Raw genomic sequence first — 15,329 nt, 5'->3', positions numbered from 1 at the left:
CCCTCACATTCGACGGGGCCGCCGGGACCGTGATGGTCCCGGCGGCCGGAGCGGGTGGGGTCAGCGGGAGGCCGGGGCGAGGGCGGCCTTGTGGCTGTCGCGGTGCGCGCTCTGCGCCGCCTCGGCGAGGACGCGCAGGCCGTGCGGCTCGCCGACCCGGCCGCAGGAGCTGCACACCACGGCGTAGTTGCGGCGGCCGGTGCACCCGGCGTCCGGGTCGCGGGGCTTGCCGGAGGGCCGGACTACGTGGGTGCATTCGGTGCCGTCCGGGTGGAGCGGGGCGATCTTCACGCTGATGCGGGCCATGGGCTTGGTCTCCTGTTCGGGCTCGGGGAAGGGCAGCTGCTGGAGCGCGGCCGCCGGGGTGCGGCCCCGGGTGGGGCGCGGCGGGGTGGGCGGCTCGGTGCGGGTGAGCGCGGTCTCGGAGAGGAGTCCGAGCTGTCCGGCAGCGGCCGCGCGGGCGGCGAGGGTGAGCGAGCGGGTGACCCGGTGGTGTCCATGGTCGATGCGCAGGTGGCAGAGCTGGCAGGCGGCGAGCAGGTTCTCGTCTCGCACGTCTTCGGGGGTGTGGTTGAGGTGGGCGGTGGTGAGGCAGACCACGGACCCGGTGTCGGGGTGGATCTCCTCATGGACGGCGGGGCAGCGGCCGCCGGGGTGCGCCAGGCCGCAGTGGCCCGTGCACTCGCAGCGGCCGCCCGCCCGCTCGAACCGGATCCGCGCGCTGATCTGGGACCAGTCGCGCGGGTAGCGGTGCAGGTTCTCGGGACGGATGGGCACGGCGGCTCCGCTACTGCTCGCCGCCGGCGGCCTGGCGCTGCTCGAAGGCTTCGAGCAGCTCGCCCAGGTCGTTCGGCTCGGGCGCGGCGCCGACCCACGTGCCGCCCTCGGTGAACACCTCCACGTCGGTGGTGTCGGCGTCGAACCAGCAGACGTACGGTCCGTAGCGCTCGATGACTGCCGTGGCGACGGCGGCCGGGTCGGACAGCTCCGGCGCGGTCTCCAGCACGGCGAGCGTGGTGACGACCAGCCACATCGGCTCGTCCGGCGTGCAGGGCAGCCGGAGGTGGCCGGTGACGCGGAGCTTGTCGCCGGGGACCAGGTCGTGGATGACCGCGTGCGCCAGCGCCGGGTCGGCGACGCTGCAGGGCAGAATCATCTCGTCCGTCCGCTCGTCCGTCGGAGAGACGGTGAGGCGGAAGCGGGCGGTCGACCCGTGCAGGTCGCCGGGCACGGTCTCTTCGTCCAGGAAGCCGTCCAGGACGATGGCGTCGGTGCCCATGTCAGCTGGCCTTCGCGGCCGGGGTCTGGTGGGCGGCGTCGTACGCCTCGAGTACGGCTTTGCGGATCATGCCCGCGTCGGCGACCTGGTGGCCGTTGGCGCGCGCCCAGGTGCGGATCGCGGCCAGCTCCTCCCGGGTGCGTCCGCTGCCGAGGCCGGGCCGGATGGGCGTCGGCGCGGTCGCCGCGGCGGGGGCGGGGTGAGCGCCGGCCTTCACGGCGCGCAGGTTCTCCTTCGCCTTCTCCAGCTCGGCCGTGAGCTGGGCGACGCGCTCTTCAGCCTCGCGCTGCGCGTCGTCGACGGCGCGCCGGGCGGTCAGCTCCGCCACATCGGTGCGGACCCGGGCGGCCTTGTTGCGGATGCTGGCGGTGGGGTGCGTCTCGGCCCACGCGAGCAGTTGCTCCACCGAGTCGTCGACCGCCGGGGCGGCGGCGTCGGTGGCGGCCGGGGTGGTGTCGTCGGTCTCGCCCGCGTCGGCCTTGCGCTGCTGGTCGGTCACGAGGGCGGTGATCTCGTCCTCGGACAGGCCGGTCGCCTCGGTGATCTCCGCCATGGAGTGGTCGGCGTAGAACATGGACAGCGCCGTCGCCTCGAACGCGTTGGGGCCCGTGGCCGCCGGGGTCTGCTGCATGTCGGGAGCTCCTTCGTGGCTGTTCAGGAGGGGGAGGAGGGCGGTGAGGGTGCCGTCGTCGCCGGGCAGGCCGACCGCGTCCAGGAGGAGGACCAGGTCCTCCTTGCTGGCGGCGTTGCGGGCCAGGGTGCGGGCCGCGGCGGCTTCCTGCTCGGTGCTGGTGGGGTGAAGGGGCAGGCCGTCGGAGGCTTCGAGAGCCTCCTTCCAGTCGGTGAACATCCCAAGCCTCTACGCGGCTTTGAGGCCGGCCATGAGCCGCGCCATGTTGCGCTGCTGCTGAGTGGGGGTGAGCGGTTTGGACATCGGCCCGTTGACCTCGCGGTCCAGGCGGACGATGCGGGCCTGGCTGATGGTCAGCGGCATGTGTCGGGCGGCGGCGGCCCGCTCGCGGCGGGCTTGGTCCTGGTCGGCGAGGACGTCGATCCAGTCGGGTCCGAGCCGGTCGACCATGCGCTTACGCAGGGCGGTTCGCTGGGCGGGGGTGGTGGCCGCGAAGATGCCGACCTTGGTGAGGTCCTTGTTGACCAGCGCCCACCGCAGGCAGTCCTTGACGATGGGGCAGCCGGAGCAGGCCCGGCGTGCCCTGGCCAGCCGCCGCTCCGTCGCTGCCCGGCTCTCGCCGCTGCGGTCACCGTTGGCGAAGTCGAACGTGGCCGGCTCCGTTTGGCAGCGGGTCGGGACGGGGCTGTGGGGGAAGGGAAAGCGCGGGTCAGGGCTGGCGAAGTGGCTGGGGTTGGGAGAGCCGGTACGCAGTCCGCTCATGACGTGCCCTCCGGGAGCAGTGCGTGCAGGTGCGGGGGGAGTTGGAGAAGGACGCGCTCGTAGACGGCGAGCGGGACGCGCCACGGGCCGAGCTGTCCGTCGCACGGGACGGGCAGGGCCAGCGGGTGGACGTCGTGCAGGTCCAGGTGGAAGCGGTCGGGCTGCGCCCACGGACTGCACGACTCGCCGGTGTCGGTGTGGGAGCCGGTGATGCGGACGATGCCGAGGACGGCGCGGGTGGGGAGCTCCAGGCCGCGGACGGTGCGGGCCACGAGCGGGTCGCGCAGCGCGGCCCGGTCGGTCTCGGCTCCGGCGTGCAGCAGGCGCCAGCCCGGCGCCCAGGCCCGGGGCCTGTTCTCCACGCGCTTGTCGCCGTGCAGGATGCAGGCCGCCCAGGGTTGCTTGATGGTGATGCCTCGGATGGAGTCCGGGGCGTAGAGCATTGGCCTTTTCACGCGGCGGCTCCCAGGGTGTGGGTGCCGGGCCGCCCGGTGCGCCGGCCGTTGATGGACGGCACGGTGGCGTGGGAGCGGTCGGCAAGGACGGCGCGGCCGGTGTGCTTGCCCGCGTACATCGCGGCGTCAGCGGCCCGCTGGAGCACGGACAGGTCCGTCGTGCCGAGGACGTCGGGGGAGGCGGCGCCGATCGAGGCGGCTACGTCGACCAGGGCGCCGCCGTCGACCTCAACGGGCTGCGCGAGCAGCTGCGTGAGCTGGGCGAGACGGAGCTCGCGGCGGGCGGGTCCGATCCGGACCGCGAAGGCGAACTCGTCCCCTCCGAGCCTGCCGACCGCCCCGCGGCTTCCTGCCCAGGCGGTGAGCCGCTGCGCGGTGGCGGCCAGGACGCGGTCGCCGGCGGCGTGCCCGCCGGGTCCGTCATTGATCTGCTTGAAGTGGTCCAGGTCCACGATCCCGACCAGGGCGTGGTCGCCGTACCGGTCGGTGATCTGCCGGGCCTTGGCGGTGAAGCCGTCGCGTCCGAGCAGACCCGTCAGCGGGTCCTTGCGGGCGGCGGACAGCTTGCGGTGCAGGCTGACCGCGTGGACGGTCCAGCCGGTCAGCGGCACGGCGAGCGTGGTGATGAACAGGGCGCGTTGCCCGATCGGGGCCTGTACGCGCACGGTGGAGGCCATACTGGTTGCTCCCTCTCGTCTTGTACGGGATGGGTGGCCCGGGGCGGCCGACTGGTTTTGCGGCCTTTGGCGGCCGTCCCGGGGCGGACCTACAGTTCGAAGGGCTCGTGGCTGAGCCAGCTGTAGGGGTCGTTCCAAGGGCCGGCCTTTGCGGCCTGCCAGTCGAGCGCCCAGTCGGGCCGAAGCCCCCGCGCTCCCCAGCCGCCGGCCTGCCTGCCGGGAACCTCGTGTCCGGCCTGCTGCGCGGCGAGCGCTGCGTCGTACACCTCGTGCGCGATGCGCAGGGCCTCGTTCTTGGACGACGCCTCGCCGGTGAAGACGTGTACGCCCTTCAGCTGGCGGTTGGTGGTGTGGTGTATCGGGACGTCAACCTCGAAGTACCGAAGCGGCATGACGGCCCATCTCCCTCCATTGCTGGTCGTGACCCGGCGCTCAGTGGCCGGTCGCGTGGGCGGCGGTGATGCGGACGGTGTCCGCGAGCAGCACGGTCAGCTCGTGGCCGTGGCCGACGGCGTCCTCCAGGCGCTCGATGAGCTCCGGGGGCAGGCCGCGGTTGCGGGCGCCGGTCAGGACGCCCTCCAGGTAGAGGACGTCGGCCAGGACGCGGCTGCGGACGTCCAGGACGCAGGGCTGCACGGTGAGGACGTCGTCGTTCTTCGCGGTCGCCAGGGCCGCGTGGTCGGCGGCCTCGGTGTACGCGGTCTCGGTCTGCTCGGTGAGCAGCGCGTCGACCTGTGTGGTGTCGCCGTAGGCGCGGCGCCAGCCGAAGCGGGCGGCGGCGGCTTCCATGAGGGAGCGGCGGGCGAGGGGCACGGTGACCTCCGGGGAGGGCCGGTCGTCCGGTCTCGGCTGACCGGACGGACACCGCACTGCCCCGCCGTCGCCCGCCCGGGGGGCGGTGCGGCGGGGCCGTACGGAGAGCGTCCGGTCAGCGCTGGGGACGGCGCAGGATCGTGAACTCGGTGCCGGTGCCGTAGGTGCGCGGCTTAGCGGTCAGGAACTCCGGCTGCTCGTCCGCGAGGCGCTGCAGTTCCTCCTCGATCCACTCGGTGGAGCGCTGGAGGGCGAGGCGGTCCAGGTGGAAGCTGGTGAGGTAGACCGTGGAGTCGTAGTCGGAGCGGCGCTCCGAGTCCAGCCTGCGCCGCACGATCTGGCGGGCGGTGTCGTCGTCGGGGCGGGTGGGCAGGTCGCGGGGCAGCGCCCGGCACTGGGCGGCGTGGGCGTTGGCGATCTCCCCGCCCGCCTGCTCGGAGTAGATGGGGTTGTCGCGGTCCTTGTAGCGGGCGCGGTACGAGCAGCCCAGGCAGGCGACCGCGTAGTAGGTGCCGTTGACCCCGGCGTCGGCGGTGTAGACGAGGACGACGGCACCGGCCAGTCCGAGGAAGCGCTGGGTGACGATCACGCCCTCGGGCTTCCAGGTCTCGCCGATCTCCGGCCACGGCTCGGGGGTGTGCTCCGGTTCGGTGGCGGTGCGGGTGCGGGAGAAGAGGGTGAGTGCCATGGGGTTACTGCTCCTTCTGGTCGGCCTGGGCGTGGATGCGGGCGATGGTTCGGCGGGCGGCGGCGATCACGAACGGGGCGGCGAGCGCGCCGGCGAGGCTGGCGTAGGTGGCGAAGAAGATGGCGGGGGTGCTCACCGGCTGTCGCCTCCCGTCGCCTGCCGGTCGGCGAGGGCCAAGAACTCCACGGCCAGGTCCGGCGCGGACAGGATGGTGCGCAGGATCGAGGCGAAGCCGTCGCGCTCGATGGGGTTGAGGTGGTCCCACACGGCGTGGGCGTCACTGTGAGCACCGACGGCCTTGAGGTACTCGTCCTCGGTGGTGGCGGTGTGCTCGATGCCGCACCGCCCGCACCGGAAGACGGCCTGGTCCCAGCCGCACGCGGGCGTCACCGGCGGTCGCCCTTGCGCAAGGTGATCCAGGTGGTGACCAGGGCGGCGGCCACGCCGATGGCGCGGTGCGCCGCCTGGTCCAGCTCCATCAGCGCGGTACCGGGACCGGAGACGTCCTGGACGGCCTCGGGGTACTCGGTGCCCTCACCGCCGGCCTTGCGGACGACCGTGGCGTGCTTGATGTAGCCGGCCTTCCCGGCCTTCTCCGCGAGCCAGAGCAGCGGTTCGCGCCTGTCCAGGATTCCGTGGGTGATCGCGTTGATCGCGGCGCCGGTGAGCAGGGCGCTGGCGGGGACGCGGTAGCCGAGGGTGCGGGTGACGGCGAGGGTGGAGGCGAGCTGCACGGCCGAATAGGAGGCGACGTGTCGGCTCACCGAGCGGCGGCCGTACCCGCTGGCGGTGCAGGTGCGGCCCTCCTTGCCGTGCCGCCAGGGGTTCTCTTCCACCGGGCTGCCGTCGTTCTTGTAGACCAGGTGGGAGCCGTGCATGCCCTTGGTCGAAGCGTCGTGCGAGTTCTGCACGAACTGGTCCCCCAGTGCGTGGACTCCGTCGAAGACGGCGGTCAGGGCGGCGACCAGGGCCAGGCCCTCGATGGCGCGGAGGCGATCGGTCATGCTGGGTGTGCTCCTCATCTCGGATTCGGGGTGGGGTGCGGGGCGGCCGGCCTCTGCCGATGCTGCGGACGCCCCGTGGTGCCTTCGCCCCCGGCCGGTCTCCGGCCGGGGGCGTGGTGCTTTAGAACGGCGGCTCGTTCCAGGCCGGGATGGGCAGGAGCCGGATGCGCAGCTCGCGCCGGTCGGACCAGCAGCCGCACGCCTCCATCTCGGGGAAGGCGCCGCCGGTCCACCAGCCGCCCTCGCCGTGGCAGCGCGGGCAGCCCGGCCGGGGCCGGGCGGTGATCTCGATGTGGTGCCGGTCGGCATGGAGCTTGAGGTGGCCGGCCCTGAGCGCGGCGGCGGCCGTCGCCGCGGCGAGCGGGACGGCGGCGGCCAGCAGCAGGGCGCCGCGCAGGTGGCGGGCGGTCACTTCAGCGGGATGGCGCGGCAGGTGGCGGCGTGGGTGTTGGCGTCCGGCCGGATGCAGAACAGGAAGTCCCCCTGGACCAACTGCGAGGAGTCTCCGCAGCCGTGGCAGTTCCAGCGGTTCTTGTCGGAGTGCTCGCCGGGGCCGGTGACGTCCACGTAGCTGCCGCCGACCGTGATGAACCGGATCAGCAGGTCCTTGGGGCGGTCCGGCTCGGTGAAGGCGGCGAGAGTGGCGGTGCTCATGGGCTGGTGTCCTCTCGGATCAGGCGGCCAGCAGGTGCTTGGCCGGGGGAGCGACGTAGGAGGCGGGGTCGGCGGGCGTGCCGTCGAAGCACTCCAAGCAGGACCCCAAGGTCTTCAGAGGGAGACAGTGGAAATAGCGCCGGCCACAGGGGCCGGGACACGTCTGGCGAGCAGCCATCGCCTTGTCGAGCGCGGCTTCCTTCGCGAGCGTCATCGCGAGCTTCGGCTTCGCCAGGTCGATCCGGTACAGCCACGCCCACCGCTTCCCGCCGCGGCATTCGATCCGTGCGACGGGTTCGTGTCCGCCGGGGCGCAGTCCCATCTCCCGCAACTGGCGGCGGGTTGCGAGGTTTTCGCGTCCGGCCTGCTTCCAGCGGAAGACCGGTAAGGAGCCGTCGCCGGGGTCGTACGGGTCGACGTCGACCAGGTCCTCGTCCTGGTCGGCCATCACCTGCTCCAGGTACCGGGAAGTCGACGCTGGGGGAGCGGGTAGCGGGGGCCGGGACGCTGCGGGCGGGGCCGTCCGATCCGGCGGCGCGGGCGGGGGATGAGCACGAGTGATCTCCTCCAGCGGTTGGGTGGGTATCACCGCGCCCCGCTGACGTCGGTGCGTCGGCGGGGCGCGGGAGTTGGTGGCCGGGCGGCCTGTCCAGCCCTCGCCCGCCCGGGGTACGGGCGGGCGAGGGCCAGGCAGGGCGTCAGGTCTCAGCGGGGTGCTGCGGGTGCGGAGCAGTGCCGTGTCAGCGCTGGAGGGGGTGGACGTTGTCGGGTTCGTCGTCCAGGTCGTCGTGGACGGGGACGGGCTGCGGCGGGACGTGGACCTCGGGGCGGATGTCGATGTGGGGCTGGAAGGCGGTGTGGATGACCGGTCGCAGGCTCAGGCCGCGCAGGGCGAAGACGGAGGCGATGGTCCAGGCGAGGACGGCGATCCCGGTGGCGACGGTGCGGCCGTCGGCGGGGGAGGCGGACCACACCATGCCGACGCTTGCCGCTCCCCAGAGGCTGTAGGTGATGCGGGCGCCGGTGCTGTGGAAGAAGCCGCCGACCAGGCCGAACAGGCCGACCGCCTGCCAGAAGGCGTAGACGGCGGATCCGCTGACGGCGAGACCGCCGGTGTGCTGGGCGATGTAGGAGCGGATCGGGGTGTCGATCACTGCCCAGAAGCTGTTGGAGGTCTCGGTCGCCAACTGCGTCTCCGGGGTCGCGGTGGCGATCCGGTGGGCCACGGCGGAGACGATGTCGCCGGCGGCGTCCAGCACGATGATGAACGCGCAGACGCTGGCCAGGCTGAGCACCGCCTTGATCCAGTTGGCCATCCCGTGCCAGCCCGCGAACCGCGCGTGCCGGACGTCCTCCCACCGCTCGTACAGGAAGCCGCCCTGCTTCCAGGACGCGTCCCACGCTTCGCGCAGCCCGGCGAAACGCTTCGGAGGGCGGGGCCAGTCCTTCTCGTCGGGCGGCGGGGGCGTCTGGCTGAACAGGTCGAGGAAGCTCGGGTTGTCCTGACCGTTGATGGGCTGGCCGTTGACGGGCTTGTCGTCGGACTGCATGGCGGGGCGACTCCCTGGCTCGGGTTGGTGTGATGGGCGGTGGTGCGCAGGCCGGGCGGCCTGGCCCGCACCCGACCGCGAGGGTTCGGGTGCGAGGCAGGTGGTCCGGAGCAGGGGTTAGAGGCCGCGGGCGTCGGCGAGGCCGGCGGCCTGGTCGACCATGCGGAGCGGGGTGCGGGCCGATCCGTGCGCGTCGTTGAAGGACGGCACGGAGTCGACGTCGTCGCCGAACTTGCGGCGGATCGCGTCCAGGAGCACGGCGGCCGCGTCGGCTTCCAGGCCGCTGTCGCCGCGGGCCTCGGCTCGGATGGCCCCGAGCATGCAGCGGGCGCCGTCCTCGTCGACCAGGGCGTCCTTGCACCAGCCGCCGGTGAGCAACCGATGATGGGCGCGCTGCAGAAGGGCCGCGACCGGGGTCGGGTAGGACTCCGGGGGCGGCTGGAGCGTCGGGGTCAGCGGAACGGTGACGACGTCGGCCAGGTCCACGGGGTCGGTCTCGATGTGCGCCGTGTTGACCTCGTAGGCGACCTTCGCTTCGTCCAGCCTCACGCTCATCGCCGCTTTGATGAACGTCAGGCGTTCCTCGAGGGACAGCGCCGTCGGCGGCGCAGGCGGCGCGGTGGTCATGGTGGCCTGGTCTATGGCGGGGTGGGTCTGAGGCATCGGTGCTCCCTGGAGGCGTCGAAGGCGCGGGCGGGGTGGCGCCTTCGACGCCGGCGGCCGGGGCGGTTTCAGATGCTGGAGATCCAGCCGGTGACGGTGCCGATCGCGTCGGTGATGAGCGGTGCGGCGCCGGTGGAGGCGAGGAAGAAGCCGAACAGGCCGCAGGCCAGGGCCGGTCCGAGGCGTACGGAGCCGCCCCGGATGAGGACGAAGACGACGATGCCGAGCAGGACGACGGCGGAGATCGATACGGCCACGGGCGGTGTGTCCTTCCAGGTGTGAGCAGGGCCCGGCCGGTGCGGCCGGGCCCTGCGGGTTGGGGTGCGGGGTGGGTCAGACGCCGGAGAGGTTCTTGATGGCCTCCAGCGCCTGGCGGGGAGAGGTGACGGCTTCGCGGCGCGTGGCGGACTTTCCGCCGCCGCGGCGCGGGCCGCCACCGCCGCCCTTCTTGGGAGCGCCGTCGTCCTCGCCGTCCTCGCCGTCGCCCGGCTCGTCACCGAACTCGCCGGGCCGGGGCGGCTCGGTCCAGTCGAACCACAGGCCCCGCGCTTCGAGCTCGCGGATCTCGTAGTCGGTCAGGGTGGCGACGGTGTCGGGGAAGAACTCGTCGATACCGGCCTTGAAGTCCATGAACAGCGTGCGCAGGACGTCCGGCTGCGTTCCTTCCACGATCCAGCCCGCGCCGCCGGTGTTGGAGTCGGCCGGCGGCTCGGGCTCGCCGCGCATCACGCGCTCGATCCGGCCGGCCTCGGCCGGGGAGAAGGAGCGGGGGAGCGGGTCGGGGATGTGCTCGGGCGGGATGCCCAGGGCCTTGAACATGTCGCCGACCTTCTTCGGCGCGACCTTGAGGACGACCGGGATGCAGTTCTCGCGCAGGTTCTCGCACAGCAGCTGCGTGAACCCGTCCTGGACGTAGATGGACTGGCCGGCCACCTTGATGCCGACCGCGTACTTGCGGCCCTTGACCGAGACCAGCTCCGCGAGGTCCATGATCTCCGCGCCGTAGTCGCCGTTGCGGGCGGCGGAGAGGAACTCATCGAGGTAGGCGGAGAGCATCCGGTAGGGGCAGCCCGGCCGGGTGGGGTCCCATTCGTGGACCTGGCCGTCTTCCCACGGCATCTCGCCGCGGATCTCCATGAGCGCGTTCAGGACCCGCAGGAGGCGGATCATGTAGAGCGCGCCGACGCCGTAGCGGGCGGTGTGCTTGCCCAGCGCGGCGGTCTTCTCGTCCGGGGCTTCGGTGGCCAGCATGACCACGGCGCCGAACAGGGCGTCGGCCGCGACGTGCAGGCCCATCAGCTGGGTCTTGCCGCCGCCGGAGGGGGCGACGAACAGGCCGTGGGCTGCGCCCCGGTCGGTGTAGACGCGGTTGCGGGCGGGCTGGCCGTTGCCGAGGTAGCCGGTCACCCACCGGCCGTCCTTGTCGGGGGTGAGCAGCTCCCTCGTGGCGGGGAAGACCTGTGCGAGCGGCGAGCTGTCCCACAGGGAGACCAGGACCTGGCTGCCGTCGACGGTGACGAACAGCCGGCCTTCGTCGTACTTGGTCTTCAGCGCGGCCGCCAGGGCGTGCTGGTTGACGCGCGGCTCGCCCATCTCGTCGGGGACCTGGGCGATGTAGTGGGTGACCTTGCGCTCCTTGTCGCGGACCTTCTTGACGAACTCCGAGCCGGGGACCGGGCCGCTCGCGATGCGGTCGGCCCACCACTCGTGGGTGGTGGGGGTCTTGCGGCGCCGGTCGTTCGCGTCGGGGGTGACGTGGACCTCCCGCCAGGCGGGGCCGCCCTCGCGCCCGTACTGCCGGACGACCTCCTTGATGGTCACGTCGGTGACGTCGACGCTGAACGCGGCGGCGACGTCGTCCTCCCTGAGACCGGAGATGGCCCGGCCGGCCTCGGAGGCGCGCAGCAGCAGCGTGAGGTCGTTGGGCATGCCGTCGTGCGGGGTGGCCTTGACGACGATGGTGCGGCCGGGCATGCCGCGGTTCTCCCACAGCCAGCGGACCTGCCGGGTGAAGGCGTCGGCGCCGTCGTCCGGCTGCGCCGGGGACGGCTCGGGGGCGGGCTGGAGCTGCGGGGCGGGGGCCGGGGCGGCGAGCGCGGGCCGGTGACGGCGGCGGGTGTGCCGGGAGAACGGCATCACCAGCAGGCCGGCCGCCGCCCACCCGGCGGCGAGCAGGGCGTCCAGGCAGTAGGGGCCCCAGCCGATGGTGTTCTTGGCGGCGACGTCGACGGCGGCGGCGAGCACCAGCGGCGACCAGCGCAGGAACTTGCGTCCCGCACCGGACTCGTCGCTCTTGTACGCCAGGACCCAACCGCCGACGCCGGCGGCGCCCGCCAGCTGCACGACCGTGTTGACGGGGCTGTCGGGGGCGATGTTCGGGGCCGCGGCGAGGACCGGGGCGGCCAGGGTGTAGAGGGTGCGCTCCAGGGCGACGCTGCGCGGCACGGACACGGGGTTCTCCTTCGGGAGTGATGATGGGCGGCCCGCCGTCGGTGGCGGGCCGCCCATCAGGGGTTTTCGAAGAGGCGGGGTCAGCGGGCGAAGAACCCCGGCTTGGGGGTGCGTTCCTTGCGGCCGGAGCGGACGGTGTCCAGGCCCTCGTACAGCCGCGCGTGTGTACGCCGCGCGTCCGTGGCCAGGCCGGACACCTCCTGCGCCGTGGCGTGGAGCTTCTGGACCTCCACGGCGGCGCCGCCCAGGGCGACGGCGACCTGGTTGGTCATCTCGATGAACTTGCGGTCCAGTTCGGCGTTGGCGATGTCGACGGCCAGGCCCTCTGCGCGCTGGGCGTTCTGCCGCATGCCGCGCAGCAGCTGCTCGAGCTCGTTGCCTGCCAGCTCCATCGCGGTGCCCAGGGTCTTGAGCTTCTGCTGGACGGCCTTGTACCGGTTGTCGCCGTCCGTCCGGGCGGCGGCGCCGCCGGTGGTGGGCGCGAGGTCGCTCATCGGCAGACCTCCTTCCTAGTCGTGGTGGGCGGCGGAGGAGGCGTGGGTCAGGCCCGCGTCGTCCATGGCCTGGACGTCCTCGCCGTAGACACGGCCGACCGACATGGCGGCGATCCGTGCGGCCTCCGAGGCGATCTCGCACTCGGTGGCGCACCGTTCGGCGAGCTGCTTCATGCGGTCCGCGGCGTCGGCCAGGTCCGTGATCTGGTCGACGACCTCGGTGGCGATGTTGTGGTCGCCGACCAGGTCGGCCGCCATGTCCCGCAGGGCGTCGGCGACCTTGCGCAGCGCGACGGCCAGGTCCTGGGCTCGGTCCTTGTCGAGTGCGGCGGCGATCGCGATGTTCACGATCTCCATCAGATACTCGCCGAAGGTGATGTCGGTGCGGTGCTTGGCCGCCATGCCGGTCTGGCCCGAGGTGGGCCTGCTGACCTCCGATGCCACGGGGTCCTCCTGTGCGGTGGGTCGGCTGGTTCCGGGGCGCTGGGTGTGGGGCTCCGGGGCCCGGGGGAGGCTCGCCGTGCTCGTGACGGTGGCTCCGAAGGGGTCGGACGGGTCGTCGACGATGACCGCGTCCGGGATCTCTTCCTCAGCCTGTTCGGGCTTCGGGGAGCGGGTGGGGCCACCGGGGCGGTCCACCGTGACCTTCAGGTCTTCGGGCCGAAGCCGGGAGGGCTCCTCCGCCTCGGGCGGGGTGGTGTCCTCTTCGGGCTTGGTGAAGAAGTCCTTGATCTTTTCCTTGAAGGAGCGGCTGTCGGCGCTGTCGTCCGTTCCGGGGCCGTCCTTCGCGTCCTTGTCGCCGGGGCTGTCAGACGGCTTCTCGCCGCCTTTCGTGCCGTCGTCCGGCTCCTTGGTCGCGGAGTCGTCCTTCGGGCCGTCAGAGGCCGTTTCAGGGCCGCTCTTGGGCATTCTCTTGGTCGTTGCCTCGGAGTCCTTGGCGTCCTTGTCGCCGGTGGAGTCCTTGGTCTTGTCGTCCTTCGCGGGCTTGTCCTTCTCGGCTCCGCGGCGTTTGTCCCAGCGGCGCTGCGCTTCCTCCGTCACGGCCGCACCGAGGGTGGTGCGGTCGTCGGCAGCCTTGGCGGCCTCCCGCTTCGCCTTCCTCGCGGCCTTCCGCTCGGCTTTCGCCCTGCGGCGTTCCTCGCGCGCCGCCTGGTTGGCGGCGCGGTCCTGGTCGCGGTCCTTGCTGCGGTCGGCGAGGTTGGCGGCCTGGTTGGCGCTGCGCCGCTGCTGCCGGGCGGCCTGCCGGGCGGCGGCGCGCTCCTGGCGGCCGCGGGCCCGTTCGGCCCGGGGGCTCGAGGCCGGCGAGTTCTGCGTCCTGCCGCCGTCGCCCTTCGAGCCGCCCTTGCCGGAGCCCGAGTTGCCCGAGCCGTTCTTGCCCGAGCCACCTGAACTGCCCTTGCCTGTGCCGGACTTGCCCGCGCCGGAGCCTCCAGAGCCGTTCTGGCGGCCTTTGGAGCCCCCGGACGACTCATTGCCCTTGGAACCGCCTCCACGGCCGCCAGCGGACCGATCAGAGCCCTTCCCGGTGCCCTTGGGGGAGTTGCCGCTCCCGGAGCCGCGACCGGTGCCGCCGGACCCGTTCGTTCCCGAGCCCCGGCCGCCGCCGGTACCGCCCCGGCCTGAGCCGCCGGAGTTGCCGCCGCCTCCGCGTGAGCCGCCCCCGCCGCCGGCCTTCGAGCGGCCGCCCTTGTCGGCGCCCATGCCGGAGCTGGAGGACCGCGCCGCGTCGGCCTTGCCGCGCGCCGCCGCCTTGTCGGCCTTCGATTTCATCTGTGCGGCGTGGAGCTTGGCGTTCTGCTCCATCATCGCGGTTTCCTGAGCGGTGCGGGCTTCCAGAAGCGCAGCCTTACGCGCTATTTCAGCCTCACGGAAGGGCGCTTCCCCGGCGTGCCGGTCCCGCGCCACTTCCAGCCGGTATTCCAGCCAGTCACCGAGGCGATCGGCGAGAGAACGAGGCTGCTCGTATTCGCCTTCCTCGTATTCTCCGTCGTCGGGATCCGGCGCGTCGGGCATTCCCGTTTCCCGCAAAGCGGTTTCCGGGGAAATAGGTCCGCGAATAGCCGGGAGTTCCATTGTCGTCTCCGCCGGAGCCTCCGGAGGGACGACATCGCCCGAGTCACTGTCGGGCGGTTCGCGATAAAAGAGATCCCCGCCGTCGGGAGCGTCCGGCATTCCACCGGAATCGCCGCCCCGGCTGGGGAGGCTGATCACGTTGCTGTCGGTGTCGTCGGACACGCGACCCCTCCTCCTGGGCTTGACAGTCGGCACCGGCCTCGCGTACACGCGTGCGCGCCACGCGCGGTACGCGTCACGCGCGGCACGCGTTGGAACCGCCGAAGGGCCGTCCCCGGAATCGGAGACGGCCCTTCGTGTGGGACGCGGGAGCTAGCGGCCGTGACGGCTGTAGACGTTGCTCAGGGCGAGCGCGACCTCACGGATGAAGTCCGTGTTCCCTGCGCGATACGCCTGCGTGCCTCGGATATTCACAACCCGAAGCCAGTAGTAGAAGCTGCCGAGGTCTTCGCCGTGCTGAGCGATCAGTTCTTTCTTGATTTTCCGCTCGTGTTCCGCACGGTTGAAGTCCTTCCGCTCTGCTCTCGTGAGCGGGCGACCGGCACTCACGCCGACTCCCTGCGGTCCAGGTTGTAAATCGACGTGGGACCACCATAGCCCATATTCGGGCTCTGCGCACCCTGCTGCCCCGTGTTTTCCGGCGCGGCCTGGAGCGGCGGGTTGTTCTTACGCGCCTTGAGCTGGGCCTTTTCATTTCGGTTTTTCCTGACCTCTTCCACCTTTTCGTCGTGGGCGTGGCGCCTATGGGCGCTCTTTTCCAGCCCGGAACTAATGCTCTTGAGGTCGTTGAGAACGTCGTTCAGGGACTTTTCCACCGGGAAGGAGCGCAGGAATGCCTGGCCCCACTTGTCTCCCTCCACGCGGGTCTTGCGGCAGTGCAGGCGGGTCTCGCGCTGGAGGATCTCCAGCTTGGCCTGCATGTCCAGCACGACCCTGTTGAAGTCCGCGAGGTAGTGCGCGTAGGCGGCGGGGTTCTGCGCGATCTCGCGCAGCGCCGCGTTCGGGTCGTCGAAGAAGGGCTTGTCTTCGGTGCTCACGGGGTCCTCCGTGGGGGTCGGATCTGCTGTACTCGGGGGGCTGTTGACTGCTTCCGGCAGTCGCAGCGGGGGCCAGCCCGAATCCCGCGGGCTGGCCC

General features: G+C 72.2%; 23 protein-coding genes. All 23 read right to left on the bottom strand.

Annotation, left to right across the window (positions count from 1 at the left end; genetic code table 11):
• Positions 1 to 60: 60 nt before the first annotated feature.
• Complete coding sequence (locus ACFW47_RS33160; protein ID WP_386308069.1) at positions 61 to 777, bottom strand: hypothetical protein; 717 nt, start codon at positions 775 to 777, stop codon at positions 61 to 63.
• A gap of 10 nt (positions 778 to 787) precedes the next feature.
• On the bottom strand, positions 788 to 1,279 hold the full coding sequence (locus tag ACFW47_RS33155) for a hypothetical protein (protein ID WP_386308068.1): 492 nt from the start codon (positions 1,277 to 1,279) through the stop codon (positions 788 to 790).
• A gap of 1 nt (position 1,280) precedes the next feature.
• Positions 1,281 to 2,129, bottom strand: coding sequence for a histone-like nucleoid-structuring protein Lsr2 (locus tag ACFW47_RS33150; protein ID WP_386308067.1), 849 nt, complete (start codon positions 2,127 to 2,129; stop codon positions 1,281 to 1,283).
• Between the two features lie 9 nt (positions 2,130 to 2,138).
• Positions 2,139 to 2,672 (bottom strand): WhiB family transcriptional regulator, encoded by a 534-nt coding sequence (locus ACFW47_RS33145; protein WP_386308066.1) that lies wholly within the window; start codon positions 2,670 to 2,672, stop codon positions 2,139 to 2,141.
• Positions 2,669 to 3,127, bottom strand: a complete 459-nt coding sequence (locus ACFW47_RS33140; RefSeq protein ID WP_386308065.1) for a hypothetical protein — start codon at positions 3,125 to 3,127, stop codon at positions 2,669 to 2,671. The genes ACFW47_RS33145 and ACFW47_RS33140 overlap by 4 nt, the downstream gene beginning before the upstream one ends.
• The gene (locus ACFW47_RS33135; RefSeq protein ID WP_386308064.1) at positions 3,124 to 3,804 is read right to left on the bottom strand and encodes a GGDEF domain-containing protein; all 681 of its coding nucleotides are present in this window, start codon (positions 3,802 to 3,804) and stop codon (positions 3,124 to 3,126) included. The genes ACFW47_RS33140 and ACFW47_RS33135 overlap by 4 nt, the downstream gene beginning before the upstream one ends.
• A gap of 89 nt (positions 3,805 to 3,893) precedes the next feature.
• The gene (locus tag ACFW47_RS33130) at positions 3,894 to 4,196 is read right to left on the bottom strand and encodes a hypothetical protein (protein ID WP_176156480.1); all 303 of its coding nucleotides are present in this window, start codon (positions 4,194 to 4,196) and stop codon (positions 3,894 to 3,896) included.
• A gap of 40 nt (positions 4,197 to 4,236) precedes the next feature.
• The gene (locus tag ACFW47_RS33125; RefSeq protein ID WP_386308063.1) at positions 4,237 to 4,617 is read right to left on the bottom strand and encodes a hypothetical protein; all 381 of its coding nucleotides are present in this window, start codon (positions 4,615 to 4,617) and stop codon (positions 4,237 to 4,239) included.
• 115 nt (positions 4,618 to 4,732) lie between these two features.
• Positions 4,733 to 5,305, bottom strand: coding sequence for a hypothetical protein (locus ACFW47_RS33120; protein WP_386308062.1), 573 nt, complete (start codon positions 5,303 to 5,305; stop codon positions 4,733 to 4,735).
• 4 nt (positions 5,306 to 5,309) lie between these two features.
• Entirely contained in the window at positions 5,310 to 5,441 is a 132-nt protein-coding gene (locus ACFW47_RS33115; RefSeq protein ID WP_386308061.1) for a hypothetical protein, read from the bottom strand.
• Positions 5,438 to 5,695 (bottom strand): hypothetical protein, encoded by a 258-nt coding sequence (locus ACFW47_RS33110; RefSeq protein ID WP_386308060.1) that lies wholly within the window; start codon positions 5,693 to 5,695, stop codon positions 5,438 to 5,440. The genes ACFW47_RS33115 and ACFW47_RS33110 overlap by 4 nt, the downstream gene beginning before the upstream one ends.
• Complete coding sequence (locus tag ACFW47_RS33105) at positions 5,692 to 6,309, bottom strand: hypothetical protein (protein WP_386308059.1); 618 nt, start codon at positions 6,307 to 6,309, stop codon at positions 5,692 to 5,694. Before ACFW47_RS33105 ends, ACFW47_RS33110 begins: the two co-directional genes overlap by 4 nt.
• Positions 6,310 to 6,430: 121 nt before the next feature.
• Positions 6,431 to 6,721 carry a hypothetical protein gene (locus ACFW47_RS33100; RefSeq protein ID WP_386308058.1) on the bottom strand — a complete coding sequence of 97 codons (291 nt, stop codon included), beginning with the start codon at positions 6,719 to 6,721 and terminating at the stop codon, positions 6,431 to 6,433.
• Complete coding sequence (locus ACFW47_RS33095) at positions 6,718 to 6,963, bottom strand: hypothetical protein (protein ID WP_386308057.1); 246 nt, start codon at positions 6,961 to 6,963, stop codon at positions 6,718 to 6,720. The genes ACFW47_RS33100 and ACFW47_RS33095 overlap by 4 nt, the downstream gene beginning before the upstream one ends.
• A 19-nt stretch (positions 6,964 to 6,982) precedes the next feature.
• Complete coding sequence (locus tag ACFW47_RS33090) at positions 6,983 to 7,411, bottom strand: RRQRL motif-containing zinc-binding protein (protein ID WP_307018457.1); 429 nt, start codon at positions 7,409 to 7,411, stop codon at positions 6,983 to 6,985.
• Positions 7,412 to 7,703: 292 nt separating this feature from the next.
• The gene (locus tag ACFW47_RS33085) at positions 7,704 to 8,513 is read right to left on the bottom strand and encodes a hypothetical protein (RefSeq protein ID WP_386308056.1); all 810 of its coding nucleotides are present in this window, start codon (positions 8,511 to 8,513) and stop codon (positions 7,704 to 7,706) included.
• Between the two features lie 117 nt (positions 8,514 to 8,630).
• On the bottom strand, positions 8,631 to 9,176 hold the full coding sequence (locus ACFW47_RS33080; protein WP_386308055.1) for a hypothetical protein: 546 nt from the start codon (positions 9,174 to 9,176) through the stop codon (positions 8,631 to 8,633).
• A 68-nt stretch (positions 9,177 to 9,244) separates the two neighbouring features.
• A complete protein-coding gene (locus tag ACFW47_RS33075; protein ID WP_199579408.1) occupies positions 9,245 to 9,433 on the bottom strand; it encodes a hypothetical protein in 189 nt (62 codons plus the stop codon).
• A 76-nt stretch (positions 9,434 to 9,509) separates the two neighbouring features.
• Positions 9,510 to 11,627 carry a chromosome segregation protein ParM gene (locus ACFW47_RS33070; protein WP_386308054.1) on the bottom strand — a complete coding sequence of 706 codons (2,118 nt, stop codon included), beginning with the start codon at positions 11,625 to 11,627 and terminating at the stop codon, positions 9,510 to 9,512.
• An 80-nt stretch (positions 11,628 to 11,707) separates the two neighbouring features.
• On the bottom strand, positions 11,708 to 12,121 hold the full coding sequence (locus ACFW47_RS33065) for a conjugal transfer protein TraB (RefSeq protein WP_386308053.1): 414 nt from the start codon (positions 12,119 to 12,121) through the stop codon (positions 11,708 to 11,710).
• A gap of 15 nt (positions 12,122 to 12,136) precedes the next feature.
• Complete coding sequence (locus ACFW47_RS33060) at positions 12,137 to 14,356, bottom strand: ATP/GTP-binding protein (RefSeq protein WP_386308052.1); 2,220 nt, start codon at positions 14,354 to 14,356, stop codon at positions 12,137 to 12,139.
• A gap of 150 nt (positions 14,357 to 14,506) precedes the next feature.
• A complete protein-coding gene (locus ACFW47_RS33055; RefSeq protein ID WP_386308051.1) occupies positions 14,507 to 14,743 on the bottom strand; it encodes a hypothetical protein in 237 nt (78 codons plus the stop codon).
• Entirely contained in the window at positions 14,740 to 15,231 is a 492-nt protein-coding gene (locus ACFW47_RS33050) for a hypothetical protein (RefSeq protein ID WP_386308050.1), read from the bottom strand. Before ACFW47_RS33050 ends, ACFW47_RS33055 begins: the two co-directional genes overlap by 4 nt.
• Positions 15,232 to 15,329 lie beyond the last annotated feature (98 nt).

Source organism: Streptomyces sp. NPDC058796, assembly GCF_042745235.1.
GTDB lineage: Bacteria > Actinomycetota > Actinomycetes > Streptomycetales > Streptomycetaceae > Streptomyces.
Note: the sequence above shows the minus strand (reverse complement) of the source record. Positions and strands in the feature narration are given on the sequence as shown.